This is a genomic window from Desulfosporosinus sp., from assembly GCF_014237355.1.
GTDB lineage: Bacteria > Bacillota > Desulfitobacteriia > Desulfitobacteriales > Desulfitobacteriaceae > Desulfosporosinus.
Genome location: NZ_JABZFS010000080.1, coordinates 140,807 through 157,724 on the forward strand (window position 1 = coordinate 140,807; position 16,918 = coordinate 157,724).

Genomic DNA, 16,918 nt, shown 5'->3' on the forward strand with positions numbered 1-16,918 from the left:
TCGTCAATACGTCTATCAAAATCAATATTAGCCGCTGATTTTAGCAACGATTCCTGAACCAACGGTACGGCCACCCTCACGGATAGCAAAGCGGAGTCCTTCTTCCATAGCGATTGGAGTGATGAGTTCAACTTCAATCGTTACACGGTCGCCAGGCATAACCATTTCTGTGCCTTCTGGAAGAGTGATTACGCCAGTTACGTCGGTTGTACGGAAGTAAAATTGTGGGCGATAGTTGTGGAAGAATGGTGTATGACGTCCACCCTCTTCTTTAGTAAGAACATAAACCTCACCAGTGAACTTGGTGTGAGGTTTAATAGTTCCAGCTTTAGCCAAAACTTGTCCGCGCTCAATGTCTTTACGCTCAACACCACGAAGAAGTGCGCCAATGTTGTCACCCGCTTGAGCTTGATCAAGAAGCTTCCGGAACATTTCTACTCCAGTTACGACAGTTTTACGCGCAGCTTCGGTCAAACCAACGATTTCAACTTCGTCACCAACCTTAACAATTCCGCGGTCAACACGACCTGTAGCAACGGTACCACGACCAGTAATTGTGAAAACGTCCTCGACAGGCATTAAGAAAGGCTTGTCGGTGTCACGCTCGGGTGTAGGAACATACGAGTCAACAGCGTCCATAAGGTTCCAAATCTTACCGCACCACTCGCATTCGCGGGTTCCACAACCACATTGAAGTGCTTTAAGGCCTGAGCCTGGAACAATTGGAGTATTGTCACCGTCATACTCTTGAGCAGTGAGGAGTTCACGAAGTTCCATTTCGACGAGCTCGATCAATTCTGCGTCGTCAACCATGTCAACTTTATTGAGCCAAACGACAATACTAGGAACACCAACCTGGCGAGCTAAGAGGATGTGCTCACGGGTTTGTGGCATAGGGCCATCTGCAGCGGAAACGCAGAGAATTGCGCCGTCCATTTGAGCAGCACCAGTGATCATGTTTTTAACATAGTCAGCGTGTCCTGGGCAGTCCACGTGCGCATAGTGACGATTATCTGTCTCATACTCAACGTGTGCAGTAGAAATGGTGATTCCACGCTCGCGCTCCTCAGGAGCCTTGTCGATTTGGTCAAACGCGGTAGCTACAGCTCCACCATGTTTAGAAAGAACTACGGTAATTGCTGCTGTTGTGGTGGTTTTACCATGGTCAACGTGACCAATGGTTCCTACGTTAACATGTGGTTTATTACGTTCGAATTTAGCTTTTCCCATTTTTTTCACTCCTTTAATATACTAAAACTATATAATTTCATGGAGGTTACGAAGCAAGGACTTCAGAAGTTCGCGACTCGTGCCTCGTGCCTCGAACCTCGCTTATGACCCTTGTCGCTTGGCAATAATGCCATCAGCAATAGTTTTCGGTACTTCCTCATAATGGTCGAACTGCATTACATAGACTCCACGGCCTTGGGTTGCAGAGCGAAGATCAGTAGCATATCCGAACATCTCGGAAAGTGGTACGAATCCACGTACTACTTGAGAATTGCCCCGTGCTTCCATTCCTTCAATCCGTCCTCGACGTGAGCTTATGTCTCCAATGACATCTCCCATGTATTCCTCAGGAACTGTCACTTCGATTTTCTCAATTGGTTCGATGATTGCCGGATCCGCCTTGAGGGCTCCTGCTTTAAATGCCATCGATCCTGCAATCTTAAAGGCCATTTCCGAAGAGTCAACATCATGGTAAGAGCCATCATAGACAGTAGCACGCATATCGAGAACAGGATATCCAGCTAAGATACCATTTTGCATTGCTTCTTCAATACCGGCACCAATCGGATTGATGTATTCACGTGGGATAACCCCTCCGACAACTTTGTTAACAAATTCGAATCCACTACCCGGCTCAAGCGGCTCCAATTCAACCCAACAGTGTCCGTATTGTCCACGTCCACCGGATTGACGAACAAATTTTCCTTCTGCTTTAACCGAACGTCGAATGGTTTCTTTATAAGCAACTTGCGGACGTCCTACATCGCACTGAACTTTAAACTCACGCTGTAATCGGTCAACGATAATCTCGAGATGCAACTCACCCATTCCTTCGATGATCGTCTGACCTGTTTCCGTATCCGTGTGCATTCTAAAGGTTGGATCTTCCTCAGCCAAACGGCCAAGAGCTCCCCCCATTTTTTCTTGGTCAGCTTTCGTCTTAGGCTCAATCGAGACCGAGATAACAGGTTCAGGGAACACCATTTTCTCGAGAATGATTGGACTCTTCTCGTCACACAGAGTATCCCCTGTGGAGGTATCCTTCAGTCCGACGGCAGCAGCGATATCGCCCGATCGTACCTCTTGAATTTCCTCACGATGGTTAGCGTGCATTTGGAGTATCCGTCCAATGCGCTCGCGTTTACCTTTAGTTGAGTTGAAGACATAAGAACCGGAACCTAACACGCCAGAATAAACACGGAAAAAGGCCAGCTTGCCCACGAATGGGTCAGCCATGATTTTAAAGGCTAAAGCTGAGAAAGGTTCGCTGTCTGAGGCTGTGCGGTGATCTTCTGCCCCAGTATCCGGATGCACTCCATTAATAGGAGGTACATCAAGCGGAGAAGGCATGTACTCAACAACAGCATCTAGTAACGGTTGCACTCCCTTGTTCTTGAAGGCTGAACCACAAATTACTGGAATAAATTTGTTTCCTACAACTCCGCGTCGAATACCGTCGCGGATTTCCTTTTCTGTGAGCTCTTCCCCTTCGAGGTACTTCATCATAAGTTCTTCGCTGGTTTCAGAGACTGCCTCAATCAACTTTTCACGATACTCATTCGCCAATTCGACCAAGTCTTCTGGGATTACATTGTGTTCCGCGGTAGTACCTAAATCATCTGTATAAACAACAGAGTTCATGGTTACCAAGTCCACAATGCCTTTGAAGTTCTCTTCAACACCAATCGGTAATTGGATAGGAACAGGGTTCGCACCTAACCGATCAGAAATCATCGAAACGCCCCGGAAGAAATCAGCGCCTAGTCGGTCCATTTTGTTGATAAAAGCGATACGCGGAACTTTGTATTTGTCCGCTTGACGCCATACTGTCTCAGATTGTGGTTCAACCCCACCAACTGAGCAAAACACCGCTACTGCACCGTCAAGCACACGCAGAGACCGTTCAACTTCCACTGTAAAGTCCACGTGCCCTGGTGTGTCAATTATATTAATCCGATTGTTCCTCCATTGGCATGTTGTCGCCGCAGAAGTAATAGTGATACCACGCTCTTGCTCCTGAACCATCCAATCCATGGTTGCAGCGCCGTCATGAACTTCTCCGATTTTATGCACACGTCCGGTGTAGAAAAGGATACGCTCTGTCGTTGTCGTTTTTCCTGCATCAATGTGAGCCATAATTCCGATATTTCGTGTATTCTCTAGCGAAAATTGTCTTGCCATTGAGAATCCCCCTTTCTGTCAAAATAAGTGTGTCTCAAATTACCATTTGTAATGCGCAAAAGCCTTATTAGCTTCAGCCATTTTGTGCATGTCATCTTTTTTCTTGACAGAACCTCCGGTATTGTTAGAGGCATCAAGTAACTCCCCTGCAATTCTCTCTTGCATTGTCTTTTCGCCGCGCTTACGAGCCATAGCGACAAGCCAGCGAAGAGCTAGCGTCGTACGACGCTCCGCACGTACTTCAATAGGAACTTGATAATTTGCTCCACCAACCCGGCGTGCCTTGACTTCTAGTACCGGCATAACATTTTTAAGCGCAGTACCGAAGACTTCAAGAGGGTCTTTACCGGACTTTTCCTGAATCATATTAAATGCGCCGTAGCAAATAGCTTCTGCCGTTCCCTTTTTACCATCTAACATAATTTGATTGATGAACTTAGTCAACGTTTGATTCTTGTAAATCGGATCTGGCAGAACATCGCGTTTCGCAACATATCCTTTACGTGGCATTTGGCAACCTCCTTTGTATCAATTTTAAGAATCCAAGTGCCCTAGTTAGGCTTTCTTGGGACGTTTTGCACCATATTTCGAACGTCCTTGCGCACGTTTTTGTACAGCGGTTGTATCCAATGCGCCACGAATAACGTGATAACGCACACCAGGAATGTCCTTAACACGACCTCCACGGATAAGAACAACCGAGTGTTCTTGTAAGTTGTGTCCAATTCCTGGGATATAAGTGGTCACCTCAAGTCCATTTGTCAAACGCACACGGGCAACTTTCCGAAGCGCTGAGTTAGGCTTTTTCGGAGTAGTAGTATAAACCCTAGTACAAACTCCTCGTTTTTGAGGGGAACCTCCTGAGGGATATTGCTTACGTTTAAGTGAGTTATAGCCCCACTGTAAAGCCGGAGCTGTAGATTTTTGTTCGATGGTTGCGCGTCCCTTACGAATCAGTTGATTAATTGTTGGCATGTCTCCGCCTCCTTTCTAATGAAATCAATATACAAGGAATTGCTTGCTGCAGCATCTAACAAGCAATTCCAAAACCAGCTCTTTAGTTCGGTCGTCTAACGCAGAGTTAATCATTCAATAGGGCCGCTACTGCAGTGCCTATTTCGATTCCGCACGCTCTCCCTAATTCCTTCATGGTAGGAACTTCAATGCATTCAACATTATGGTTATTACACCATTCAAGAACAGGTCGTCGCACATGTGCCTCGGCATCTTTGGCCATGTAAACTCGCCGAACGTGCCCTTTTTCAAGGGCCCGTTGGGTTTGCTTTAACCCAACTGTTTTTTGTTTGGCGTGTTTGAAGGCTTCATCAAGCATCAAAATGCTTTCCCCCTTAAATCACACTATAGTAGTTTAGCATTTGAGGTCTAGTGTGTCAATAATTCGGTCGGATTTGTTTCCAAAGATTTTACATTTTGATATCTTAACATGCCTGTTCCGGCAGGAATCAACTTTCCGATAATGACATTCTCTTTCAGGCCAAGTAGTGGATCGACTTTCCCTTTTATAGCTGCTTCCGTAAGAACTCGAGTTGTTTCTTGGAAAGATGCTGCCGATAGGAAAGAGTCCGTAGCTAATGAAGCCTTTGTAATCCCTAATAGTACTGGGTGAGCAACAGCAGGTTCTCCGCCCTCAGCAATCGCGCGGGCGTTCTCATCTTGAAAGTCAAATACATCTATGAGACCGCCAGGTAACAGGCTTGTATCTCCTGCATCATCAACTTTCACTTTGCGTAACATCTGTCGCACCATTACCTCAATATGCTTATCGTTAATGTCAACCCCTTGAAGACGATACACGCGTTGGACTTCTCCTAATAGGTAGACTTGAACTCCACGTTGACCCTTAACCTTCAGCATATCATGTGGATTAATACTTCCTTCAGTTAGCTCATCTCCTGCTTCAACCATCTGCCCTTCTTTGACACAGAGGCGTGAACCATAAGGAATTGTATAAACTATGTGTTCTTCAGCTTCGGTAAGGAGATCGACTTCACGACGTCCTTTAATTTCGCTGATTGATACTTTCCCTACTGCTTCAGAGATGATCGCTTGCCCCTTAGGTTTACGTGCTTCAAATAACTCCTCTACCCTTGGAAGACCTTGCGTGATATCGTCACCAGCAACACCACCAGTATGGAACGTACGCATGGTTAGCTGTGTTCCAGGTTCTCCAATGGATTGAGCTGCAATGATTCCTACAGCCTCTCCCATCTCAACTGGTCGACCGGTGGCCAGGTTTCGACCGTAACATCTCTTGCAGACGCCAAAGCGAGATTTGCAGGTTAAAACCGATCGGATTATGGCCGAATCAAAGAGTTTTGCAATTTCAGCAGCCTGTTCTTCCGTCATTTCGGTATCGGGTGTAGCTAGCACTTCCCCCGTCTCGGGGTGTCGTAATTCTTCTAGCACAAACCGACCCACTAGACGATCTACCAAGGGTTCAATAATTTCTGGACCGTCTTTAATATCTTCCACCATAATTCCATTTAAGGTTCCACAATCTTCCTCGCGAACAATCACGTCTTGAGAAACATCGACTAAGCGACGAGTCAGATAACCTGAGTCAGCCGTTCTTAATGCAGTGTCTGCCAGACCTTTACGTGCGCCGTGAGAAGAAATAAAGTACTCTAAAACTGTCAATCCTTCACGGAAATTGGCCTTAATGGGCAATTCGATGGTTCGTCCAGATGGGTCTGCCATGAGTCCGCGCATTCCAGCCAATTGTCTCAGCTGCTGAATGTTTCCGCGGGCTCCTGAAGTTGCCATCATATACACGGGATTGAATACATCTAGAGTATCCATCAAAGCTTGGGTTACGGTTTTGGTTGCCTTAGCCCATGTATCAATAACCAGATTATAGCGCTCTTCATTCGTAATCAAACCACGACGATATTGTTGTTCGGTTTTAGCAACAGAGGCATCTGCACTGGTAAGAATCTCCGTTTTCTCTTTCGGAACTGTAATGTCCGTCAGACCAACCGTCATCCCTGCCCGAGTAGAAAACTTAAATCCTTGACTCTTCAGTCCATCTAACAAGTTAGCCGTTGCTGCATAGCCTGCCTTGCGATAGGTTTTCGCTACGATATCAGCCAGGCCTTTTTTGCCGACAACTTCATTGAAATACCCAATTTCGGATGGAATAACGGAGTTGAAAATTAATCGACCAACCGTCGTTTCCAGAAGCTCACCATTACGCCGAACTTTTATGCTAGCCTGTAAGTGAACTTCTTTGGTATCGTAAGCCAAAACAGCTTCGTCATAATCTTTGAATATTTTTCCTTCTCCAAAAGCACCAGGACGTTCCATGGTCAAGTAATAGGATCCTAAAACCATATCTTGAGTAGGAGTGGCTACTGGTCGTCCGTCTTTGGGGTTGAGGATATTGTGTGCTGATAACATCAGCAATCTTGCTTCCGATTGAGCTTCTGCCGATAATGGAACGTGTACCGCCATTTGGTCACCATCGAAGTCAGCATTATACGCCGTACAAACTAAGGGGTGAATCTGCAGAGCCCGACCTTCAACTAAGATTGGCTCAAAGGCCTGAATTCCTAGGCGATGAAGGGTTGGAGCACGATTAAGGAGTACAGGGTGATCTGTAATAACTTCTTCGAGGACATCCCACACCTCGGGACGTACCCGTTCAACCATACGTTTAGCGCTCTTAATATTGTGTGCATGCCCCTCATTAACAAGCTTTTTCATCACGAAGGGTTTGAAGAGCTCTAAAGCCATTTCCTTAGGAAGACCACACTGATGAAGTTTAAGGTTAGGACCAACTACAATAACTGAACGTCCGGAATAGTCAACACGTTTTCCTAAGAGATTCTGCCGGAAACGGCCTTGCTTTCCTTTTAGCATATCACTTAAAGACTTAAGCGGACGGTTTCCCGGACCTGTCACTGGACGTCCACGCCGACCATTGTCAATTAAGGCGTCAACCGCTTCTTGGAGCATCCGTTTCTCGTTTCTCACAATGATATCCGGAGCACCAAGATCTAAGAGACGTTTTAGGCGGTTGTTCCTATTAATCACCCGTCGATAAAGATCATTGAGATCTGAAGTCGCAAATCGACCACCATCTAACTGAACCATAGGTCTTAGTTCAGGCGGGATCACGGGGACAACGTCCATAATCATCCAATCAGGGTGATTTCCCGAGGATTTAAAGGCTTCCACAACTTCAAGACGACGAATCGCCCGGATTTTGCGTTGTCCAGATACTTCTTTTAGTTCTATTCGCAGCTCCTCATTCAGCTTTTCTAAATCCATTTCTGCGAGCAGCTCTTTTACCGCTTCCGCTCCCATGCTAGCTTGGAATCGATCTCCATATTTGTCACGGTATTCTCTATACTCTGTCTCTGTAAGAAGTTGTTTCTTCATTAGAGATGTATCCCCAGAGTCTGTTACGATGTAAGAAACAAAATATAATACTTTTTCCAAAGCACGAGGAGACATATCCAAAAGCAATCCCATGCGACTGGGAATTCCTTTAAAATACCAAATATGGGATACCGGAGCAGCTAGAACAATGTGTCCCATCCGCTCTCGGCGAACTTTAGAACGGGTCACTTCAACGCCGCAGCGGTCGCAGACAATCCCTTTATAACGAACCCGTTTATATTTTCCGCAGTGACACTCCCAGTCTCGAGTAGGGCCAAAAATCTTTTCACAAAACAGACCTTCACGTTCGGGCTTTAGGGTCCGATAGTTAATAGTTTCTGGTTTCTTTACTTCTCCAAATGACCACTCACGAATCATATCTGGAGAAGCTAAACCAATACGCATACGGTCGAAGTTATTGACGTCTAGCAATCCTTATCGCTCCTTTCGTCCGGGACTATTTGAGATCGCCAAGATCTATATCTTCTTCCTCGAGAACTTCGACATTCAATTCATCGAGCGGATCTTCTTCGTCCACCATGTTGTCCTCCTCATCACCCTTTTCACCTGCTACTCGAGTGGATGGAAGCGGGAGTTCTTCATGTAAATCAATACCAAGTTCCTTTGCTGTTTCCGTTATATCCTCATCGGTATCATGAATCTCGATTTCCCGATCATCTGCCGATAAGACTCTAACGTCAAGTCCCAAACTCTGCATTTCTTTAATCAGAACTTTAAAGGATTCTGGGATTCCCGGTTCAGGAATATTCTCTCCTTTGACGATAGCTTCATAGGTCTTTACTCGTCCAACTACATCGTCCGACTTAACAGTTAAAATTTCCTGAAGTGTATAGGATGCTCCATAGGCTTCCAAGGCCCAGACCTCCATCTCTCCAAAACGCTGCCCACCGAACTGAGCTTTACCACCCAATGGCTGCTGAGTTACGAGAGAGTATGGACCCGTCGAACGGGCGTGAATCTTATCGTCAACTAAATGGTGCAGTTTGAGCACATACATATAGCCAACAGTGATTTTGCTATCAAAGGGATCTCCGGTTCGTCCATCATACAATACGGTCTTCCCATCGCTGGAAAGCCCGGCCTTCTCTAGTGTCTCAAAAATATCATCCTCAGTAGCACCGTCAAAGACTGGAGTTGCAATACGGATCCCCAAAGCCTTAGCCGCCCTGCCCAGGTGAGTTTCAAGAACCTGACCGATGTTCATACGAGATGGAACACCTAATGGATTAAGAACAACTTCGATCGGCGTACCATCTGGCATAAATGGCATATCCTCTTGACGCATAACACGGGAAATAACCCCTTTGTTACCGTGACGCCCTGCTACTTTGTCCCCAACCGATATTTTCCGTTTTTGAGCGATGTAGACACGTACCAGTTGGTTAACACCTGGAGACAATTCATCTCCGTTTTCCCGGGTAAATACCTTAACATCGACGATTTTACCTGCTTCTCCATGAGGTACTCTTAACGACGTATCCCGTACCTCACGAGCTTTTTCTCCGAAGATAGCACGCAACAGGCGTTCTTCTGCAGTAAGTTCAGTCTCTCCCTTTGGAGTTACTTTACCAACTAGGATATCTCCTGGTCGAACTTCAGCCCCGATTCGAATGATCCCACGTTCATCTAGATCTCTCAGGACATCTTCTCCGACATTTGGAATGTCTCGAGTTATTTCTTCTGGTCCGAGTTTCGTATCCCGAGCATCTGATTCATATTCTTCTATATGAATCGATGTATAGTAATCCTCACGAACAAGCTTTTCGCTGATCAAGATCGCATCTTCGTAGTTGTACCCTTCCCATGTCATAAAGGCTACCAGAACATTGCGGCCTAAAGCCAGTTCTCCATGGTCAGTCGATGGGCCATCTGCAATAATTTGACCTGCTTCAACGATCTCACCTTTTTTAACAATAGGGCGTTGATTAATACAAGTTCCTTGGTTAGAACGGGAATATTTAAGAAGTTTATGCTTTTCTGTTATCCCATCGTCTCCAAGGACAATGACCTCATCCGCTGTAGAACGATGGACTACTCCGGCTCGTTTTGTGATGGCACAAACACCAGAGTCTTTAGCGGTCTTGTATTCCATCCCTGTTCCCACATAGGGCGAATCCGTACGCAAGAGGGGTACAGCCTGACGTTGCATGTTTGAGCCCATCAAGGCTCTGTTCGCATCATCATGCTCCAAGAAGGGAATAAGGGCCGTAGCAATGGATACCATCTGCTTAGGAGAGACGTCCATGTAATCAACCTGATTTGGCGACACATGCACAAAATCCGGTCCATGTCGACCATCAATTTTCTCCCCTAGAAACTTGCCGTTCTCATCAAGTGGTGCATTGGCCTGCGCCACGACATATTTCTCTTCTTCATCAGCAGTAAGATAATGAATCTCATCGGTTACTCGACCGTTCTCCTTATCTGCCTTGCGATAAGGGGCTTCAATAAAACCATAGGGATTAATGCGGCCGAAGGTACTTAGGGATCCAATTAAGCCAATATTCGGACCTTCCGGTGTTTCTACCGGACACATCCTTCCATAGTGAGAGTGATGAACGTCACGCACTTCGAATCCCGCACGTTCTCTGCTCAATCCCCCTGGTCCTAAAGCACTTAAGCGTCGCTTATGCGTTAACTCAGCTAGCGGATTCGTTTGATCCATAAACTGAGACAACTGGCTGCTGCCAAAGAATTCTTTAATAGCAGCTACGACAGGTCGGATATTAATCAATACTTGAGGAGTAATTACTTCTACATCTTGTATCGTCATTCTTTCACGCACGACTCGTTCCATACGTGATAATCCAATTCGGAATTGATTCTGCAGAAGTTCTCCTACTGAACGCAACCTACGATTTCCTAAATGGTCAATGTCGTCCTTATGCCCTTCGCCATCCATCAAGGCAAGCATACGCTGTACACTAGCCACGATATCACCGCGGGTTAAATGTCGTACATCCATTGGAATATCAAGGCCTAGCTTCTTATTAAGTTTATATCGGCCAACCTTAGCCAGATCATACCGTTTGGCGTCAAAGAACAGAGCTTCCAATAATGAACGCGCACTGTCAACAGTAGGTGGTTCGCCTGGCCTTAATCGTTTATAGATTTCGACCAGAGCTTCTTCCGTAGACTCTGAGTTATCTCGTTCCAAAGTAGCGCGGATATATTCGTTATCGTTAAACAACTCTAAAATCTGACCGTTGCTGGCATATCCCAGGGCACGGATAAGAACAGTCCCTGGAAGCTTCCGAGTCCGATCAACTCTTACAAAGATATTATCGTTAACATCCGTTTCAAACTCTAGCCAAGCACCACGATTCGGGATAACTGTAGCTCCATAGAGTTTTTTCCCGCTCGGATCAATTTGTTCTGCATAGTAGACTCCTGGTGAACGAACAAGCTGGCTGACGATAACACGTTCGGCACCGTTAATAATGAAGGTACCTTTGTCTGTCATCAACGGGAAATCCCCCATAAAGACTTCCTGTTCTTTCACTTCCCCTGTTTCCTTGTTAATCAGGCGTACTTTTACCCGGAGCGGCGCGGCATATGTAACATCGCGTTCTTTACACTCCTCCACCTGATATTTGGCTTCTCCTAAGCTGTAATCAACGAATTCTAAAACAAGGTTGCCTGTGAAATCTTGAATCGGTGAAATATCGCGAAACATGTCGCGCAACCCTTCATCAAGAAACCAACGATAGGAGTTCTGCTGGATTTCAATTAAATTTGGCATGTCGAGAACTTCACGGATCCTGGAGTAACTCCAACGTTCCCGTGTCCCAACCTTAACAGGATAGAACATTTTACGTTTCACCCCTCAGTGTGGTTTTCTCTCATTGAGGTCTAATAATATATTGACATATACAGCCAAAAGCAAGGCCTTTAAAAGAACCTCGCTTAACTGTTTATGATGTTCCGCTATCATTCCGACAATTTCAAAGATAAATCTCCTTATTATCTTAAAGCTTTTAATTAATTACCATTGCATGGACTGATTAAGTAATAAATTCCATTTACGTATAGTAACATTTATAAAGTATAACAAAACGGAGGCTCTATGTCAAGCAAATATTCGTATTTTTAGTTGGAGGTTTTTACATACTTAAGTTTTTACAATGAAGATTATTATTCATTGTAAGACTAAAAAGTTACACAACCTCAATATAAAGAAGGTACCCTCTGCAAGAGAGTACCTTCCACTTAATAACGTCTTACTTAACTTCGACAGTTGCACCAGCTTCAGTTAATTTAGCTTTTAAAGCTTCAGCTTCGTCTTTGGAAACCTTCTCTTTGACTGGTTTTGGTGCGTTGTCAACGAGATCTTTAGCTTCTTTGAGACCCAGGCCAGTTGCTTCACGAACAACTTTGATAACGCCGATTTTAGAAGCTCCGCAGTTCATAAGAACAACATCAAACTCAGTTTTTTCTTCAGCTGCATCAGCTGCAGGAGCTGCTGCTGCTACGCCTGCTACTGCTACTGGAGCTGCAGCACTTACGCCAAATTCTTCTTCAAAAGCCTTTACGAGTTCTGATAACTCAAGAACGGTTAAGCCTTTAACGGCTTCGAGAATTTCATTAATTTTAGACATTTTTAATTTCCCCCTTAATAATTATAAAAGAATTTTTATTAATATAGACGATTTATTATTGAGCTGCCTTAAGCTTACGCACTTCTTCTAAAGCATATCCCATCTTACGGATCGGTCCTTGAAGAACATTAACCATACCTGAGAGAGGCGCTTGCATGCCGCGCAGAACCATAGCGAGTAGGACTTCGCGCGAAGGAAGATCAGCAAGGGCTTTAACTCCCTCAGCCTCAATAACTCTTCCCTCTAGGACTCCAGCTTTAATCTGGAATTTCTTGAGTTTGTTTGCTTTAGCAAAGTCAAGTAGTATTTTGGCTGGAGCAACAGGATCCGCACTAAAAGCAAGTGCTGTCGGTCCTTTAAGGAAAGGTTCAAGCCCCTCTACCCCTAACTCATCAGCCGCACGACGTACGAGGGTGTTTTTTAAAACCCGATACTCCACTCCAGCTTTGCGCAATTCAGCACGTAATTGAGTTACTTGGGCCACAGTTAAACCGCGGTAGTCAGCTAAAACTACACCAGAAGATTGTTGGAACTTTTCCTTAATCTCCGAGACTATTAGACTTTTTTCTTCGATGTTAGGCATTCTGTGTACCTCCTTCCCATTAGATAAACTTAGCAAAAAACCTCCGCGCTTGCAGAGGTTAAGAATGCCAAATAAATATCTTTCGGCGTAATCTTCCAACCTCGGCAGGACATTAAGCCTTACGGCACCTGCTTTCTACAGCGGACATATTAAATTCCTGATAAGTTTATCCCATTTGCAGAACACTGTCAAGCTTACCCGTGTTAGATCGCTTTAGCGGGATTAATGCGTACGCCAGGTCCCATTGTTGAGGATACCGTGACACTCCGCATGTATTGGCCCTTGGCAGCAGCAGGCTTCGCTTTAAGCAAAGTCTCTCCTAACACACGATAGTTTTCGAATAGTTGCTCTACACTGAATGAGGCTTTACCGATAGGCGCATGAATAATACCAGCCTTATCCGCACGGTACTCAATCTTACCAGCCTTGATTTCTTTAATCGCACGAGTTACATCAGGTGTAACTGTTCCAGTTTTCGGGTTAGGCATAAGTCCTTTAGGTCCAAGAACTCGACCTAATTTACCCACCATTCCCATCATATCTGGTGTTGCAACAACCACTTCAAAGTCAAACCAGCCTTGCTCGATCTTTGCAATCATGTCTTCGGCTCCAACAAAGTCTGCTCCTGCTAACTCTGCTTCTTTGGCCTTCTCACCTTTTGCAAATACCAATACAGATCTAGTTTTGCCTGTCCCATTAGGAAGCACAATTGCGCCACGAATCTGTTGGTCTGCATGACGGGTATCAATGCCCAATTTAAAGGCAACCTCTACAGTCTCGTCAAACTTAGCCTTCGCGTTCGTCTTTACAATTGATAAAGCCTCTGCTGGATCATGGAGTGCAATACGATCAAATGATTTTACCGCCTCTTGATACTTTTTACCTACTTTAGCCATTCCATTAACCTCCTTGTGGTAATGCGGGCTTAGCCCTCCCACAAAATTTAGTTTTTAACCTTCAACAACGTCGATTCCCATGCTCCGCGCAGTTCCTTCAATCATGCGCATTGCTGCCTCGACACTTGCTGCATTTAAGTCCTTCATCTTCATGTCCGCAATTTCGCGCACTTTCGATTTAGGCACAGCTGCTACCTTTTTACGATTTGGTTCTGAAGAACCTGACGTAATATTTGCAGCCTTCTTGAGTAATACCGCTGCTGGCGGGGTTTTGAGAATAAAGGTAAAGGAGCGATCTTCGTAGACAGTAATTTCAACCGGAATGATTAGCCCTGCCTGATCCTTAGTACGCTCATTGTACTCTTTGCAAAAGCCCATAATATTAACCCCGTGCTGACCCAAAGCTGGACCAACCGGAGGTGCCGGTGTTGCCTTTCCCGCATTAATCGCCAGTTTTACCAAACCAATTACTTTTTTTGCCATTATCATTACACCCCCTTGTTAGGATAACCTCGTATTAGTCTAATTTTTGAACCTGTGTGAACTCAAGTTCAACAGGAGTTTCTCTCCCAAACATGGAAACCTCAACCCGCAACTTGCCTTTATCCGCAAGAATCTCTCGTACCACTCCAACAAAGTCTTTGAATGGACCAGCAATAACCTGGACGCTTTGATTGATCTCAAAATCAATTCGCGTTTGGATTTCATCCATCCCCATTTGTTGCAGGATCGTTACAACTTCATCCTCAAGCAACGGAATAGGTTTAGTTCCGGAACCAACGAATCCAGTTACCCCAGGAGTGTTGCGAACAACATACCATGAGTCGTCAGTCATTTCCATTTCCACGAGGACGTAGCCCGGGTACACCTTGCGTTTTGTAATTTTTTGCTTTCCGTTTTTGAACTCAATTTCATCTTCCATGGGAACAAGCACTCGAAAAATTTTCTCTTCCATATTCATGGATTCAACACGTTTTTCAAGATTCATCTTAACCTTGTTCTCATAGCCAGAATAGGTATGAATCACAAACCAATCTTTTGCCATTTCTCAGGGACCTCCTCAGACGCTGCCTTGGAAAACTAATATGTTTAGGGCAGCAGCTTGGTCAAGGCCGCACTTAAACCGCTATCAACAATCCACATTAGGATAGATACAATCGCCACCGCAATAAACACAACTACTGTGTAGGTTAGCAACTGCCTGCGGCTTGGCCAATGAACTTTTTTGAGTTCGCTCAAAACCCCGCGGAAATACTCTGTCGCTTTTTCCTTCTGTCGCTGAGTATTGGCCGGTTTCTTCAACTCGCCCATCACTTCACATCCTTACAGACATCCACATCATTGACTTCGTGACAACGCCTCCTGGCGTACATCCAAACTTGCAAAAAAAAAATTACTTTGTTTCTTTATGCAGAGTATGGCTCTTGCAAAACTTGCAAAACTTTTGAGTTTCCAAACGATCTGGGTTATTTTTCTTATTCTTTATAGTAGCATAGTTACGGTGCTTGCAATCCGTACACGCTAAAATAATGCCAACACGCATTCACGAACACCTCCCGGACAACGGTAGGACGCTGTATTTTTTCCATTACTCAAAATACTTTATCATAAGATAATTTCACTGTCAAGGAAAAACATTATGAAAGAACTCAGCTTACGCCGTAGACGCCAAGTTAAGATCCTTCAGACGTTCCTCCTTCAGGATGACACAGTGCTTAAGTCGCTTTCATAGCAATGACATGAGTGAAAGAGGACCCTAAGGTCATACCTTCTGATACGTCAAAAAAGACAGCGTCGCTGTCTATGTCTAACTTGGTTGCGGGGGCCGGATTTGAACCGACGACCTTCGGGTTATGAGCCCGACGAGCTACCGCTGCTCCACCCCGCGATGTTACCTGTTAAAATGGAGCCGACGATGGGACTCGAACCCGCAACCTGCTGATTACAAATCAGCTGCTCTGCCAATTGAGCTACGTCGGCGTCTATTAAGTGCCACACTCATTACCTCAGGGCACTTACGTAGTTTACCACTTCCTCTTTAGAAATGCAAGTCTTTTCTCAGAAAGATCTATGTAAAATCATTCATCCCGCCGCTCAAGGTATCGTTCCAGCTTCCGTTTAACTCTCTGCAATGCGTTATCTATTGATTTTACATGCCTTCTCAAGTCTACAGCTATCTCCTGATAGGATTTGCCTTCCAGGTACGACATAAGAACTTTCCATTCTAAGGAACTGAGAATCTCCCCCATTTTTTCCTCGATGTCATCAAATTCTTCCCGACTAATGATTAGCTCTTCGGGATCTGTAATTCGAGTTCCTGAGATAACATCAAGAAGTGTTCTGTCAGAATCCTCATCATAAATAGGCTTATTTAAAGAAACATACGAGTTTAGCGGAATATGTTTCTGCCTTGTAGCGGTTTTAATTGCAGTAATTATCTGACGTGTAATACATAATTCAGCAAACGCTCTAAAGGAGGAGAGTTTGTCTCCACGAAAATCTCTAATTGCCTTATAGAGTCCAATCATGCCCTCTTGGATAATATCTTCGCGATCAGCGCCAATAAGAAAGTAAGAACGTGCTTTAGCTCGAACAAAGTTTTTATATTTATTAATTAAATACTCTAGTGCTGCAGCGTCGCCTTCCTTGGCAAGCTCAACCACCTCTTCATCCACGATAACGTCGATGATTTCGCACTCCTGTAGTTCTGGTTGGGCTTGAAGAGTCAAGTTGATCCCCCCTACTATGTCGTTCCGAAGAAGACGCAATCTCGGCTAGCCCTCGTCCACGAGAACATCCTCATTATACTCGACCCTAAAGAAAAGCGTCAAGGCGAAGTTTTGGTTGTTCTGTCGGTTACGGGAGGCAATTGCGATGTTTGAGACCCGTGGCCCAAGGTCTGAGGTCTGCTTCTGAGGCACGAGGTACGATGTTGATGTCCGAAATCATAAGAACCAAAGCTCCTAGAATTTGCATATCAGCAAGCATTAAATGCCTCACCTCGATTT

The 16,918-nt window shown here is 44.9% G+C and carries 16 protein-coding genes, 2 tRNA genes and 1 other annotated feature; all 18 genes read right to left on the reverse strand.

Going from position 1 to position 16,918, the window contains the following annotated elements; genetic code table 11:
• Window positions 1–27 precede the first annotated feature (27 nt).
• Window positions 28–1,230, reverse strand: a complete 1,203-nt coding sequence (tuf, locus tag HGJ98_RS20065; RefSeq protein WP_291353480.1) for an elongation factor Tu — start codon at window positions 1,228–1,230, stop codon at window positions 28–30.
• A 102-nt stretch (window positions 1,231–1,332) separates the two neighbouring features.
• On the reverse strand, window positions 1,333–3,411 hold the full coding sequence (fusA, locus tag HGJ98_RS20070; protein WP_291353481.1) for an elongation factor G: 2,079 nt from the start codon (window positions 3,409–3,411) through the stop codon (window positions 1,333–1,335).
• A 39-nt stretch (window positions 3,412–3,450) separates the two neighbouring features.
• Window positions 3,451–3,921 (reverse strand): 30S ribosomal protein S7, encoded by a 471-nt coding sequence (gene rpsG / locus HGJ98_RS20075; protein WP_291353482.1) that lies wholly within the window; start codon window positions 3,919–3,921, stop codon window positions 3,451–3,453.
• Window positions 3,922–3,966: 45 nt separating this feature from the next.
• Window positions 3,967–4,386, reverse strand: coding sequence for a 30S ribosomal protein S12 (gene rpsL, locus HGJ98_RS20080; RefSeq protein ID WP_291353483.1), 420 nt, complete (start codon window positions 4,384–4,386; stop codon window positions 3,967–3,969).
• Between the two features lie 106 nt (window positions 4,387–4,492).
• Window positions 4,493–4,744 carry a ribosomal L7Ae/L30e/S12e/Gadd45 family protein gene (locus HGJ98_RS20085; RefSeq protein WP_291353549.1) on the reverse strand — a complete coding sequence of 84 codons (252 nt, stop codon included), beginning with the start codon at window positions 4,742–4,744 and terminating at the stop codon, window positions 4,493–4,495.
• Window positions 4,745–4,794: 50 nt separating this feature from the next.
• Entirely contained in the window at window positions 4,795–8,244 is a 3,450-nt protein-coding gene (gene rpoC, locus HGJ98_RS20090; protein WP_291353484.1) for a DNA-directed RNA polymerase subunit beta', read from the reverse strand.
• A 25-nt stretch (window positions 8,245–8,269) separates the two neighbouring features.
• A complete protein-coding gene (gene rpoB, locus HGJ98_RS20095) occupies window positions 8,270–11,644 on the reverse strand; it encodes a DNA-directed RNA polymerase subunit beta (RefSeq protein WP_291353485.1) in 3,375 nt (1,124 codons plus the stop codon).
• A gap of 409 nt (window positions 11,645–12,053) precedes the next feature.
• A complete protein-coding gene (rplL, locus tag HGJ98_RS20100) occupies window positions 12,054–12,431 on the reverse strand; it encodes a 50S ribosomal protein L7/L12 (protein ID WP_291353486.1) in 378 nt (125 codons plus the stop codon).
• Window positions 12,432–12,486: 55 nt separating this feature from the next.
• A complete protein-coding gene (gene rplJ, locus HGJ98_RS20105) occupies window positions 12,487–13,014 on the reverse strand; it encodes a 50S ribosomal protein L10 (RefSeq protein ID WP_291353487.1) in 528 nt (175 codons plus the stop codon).
• Between the two features lie 25 nt (window positions 13,015–13,039).
• Window positions 13,040–13,173, reverse strand: a sequence feature (ribosomal protein L10 leader region).
• Window positions 13,174–13,217: 44 nt separating this feature from the next.
• Window positions 13,218–13,910, reverse strand: coding sequence for a 50S ribosomal protein L1 (rplA, locus tag HGJ98_RS20110; RefSeq protein ID WP_291353488.1), 693 nt, complete (start codon window positions 13,908–13,910; stop codon window positions 13,218–13,220).
• Window positions 13,911–13,964: 54 nt separating this feature from the next.
• Complete coding sequence (gene rplK / locus HGJ98_RS20115) at window positions 13,965–14,393, reverse strand: 50S ribosomal protein L11 (protein ID WP_291353489.1); 429 nt, start codon at window positions 14,391–14,393, stop codon at window positions 13,965–13,967.
• Window positions 14,394–14,427: 34 nt separating this feature from the next.
• Entirely contained in the window at window positions 14,428–14,955 is a 528-nt protein-coding gene (gene nusG / locus HGJ98_RS20120; protein ID WP_291353490.1) for a transcription termination/antitermination protein NusG, read from the reverse strand.
• A 44-nt stretch (window positions 14,956–14,999) separates the two neighbouring features.
• Complete coding sequence (secE, locus tag HGJ98_RS20125) at window positions 15,000–15,221, reverse strand: preprotein translocase subunit SecE (RefSeq protein ID WP_291353491.1); 222 nt, start codon at window positions 15,219–15,221, stop codon at window positions 15,000–15,002.
• Between the two features lie 82 nt (window positions 15,222–15,303).
• Window positions 15,304–15,453: a 50S ribosomal protein L33 gene (gene rpmG, locus HGJ98_RS20130; protein ID WP_291353492.1), complete on the reverse strand. Its 150-nt coding sequence runs from the start codon at window positions 15,451–15,453 to the stop codon at window positions 15,304–15,306.
• Window positions 15,454–15,723: 270 nt separating this feature from the next.
• Window positions 15,724–15,798, reverse strand: a tRNA-Met gene (locus HGJ98_RS20135).
• A 16-nt stretch (window positions 15,799–15,814) separates the two neighbouring features.
• Window positions 15,815–15,890, reverse strand: a tRNA-Thr gene (locus HGJ98_RS20140).
• A gap of 98 nt (window positions 15,891–15,988) precedes the next feature.
• Entirely contained in the window at window positions 15,989–16,639 is a 651-nt protein-coding gene (sigH, locus tag HGJ98_RS20145) for an RNA polymerase sporulation sigma factor SigH (RefSeq protein WP_291353493.1), read from the reverse strand.
• Window positions 16,640–16,766: 127 nt separating this feature from the next.
• Complete coding sequence (locus HGJ98_RS20150; protein ID WP_291353494.1) at window positions 16,767–16,898, reverse strand: hypothetical protein; 132 nt, start codon at window positions 16,896–16,898, stop codon at window positions 16,767–16,769.
• Window positions 16,899–16,918: the final 20 nt, after the last annotated feature.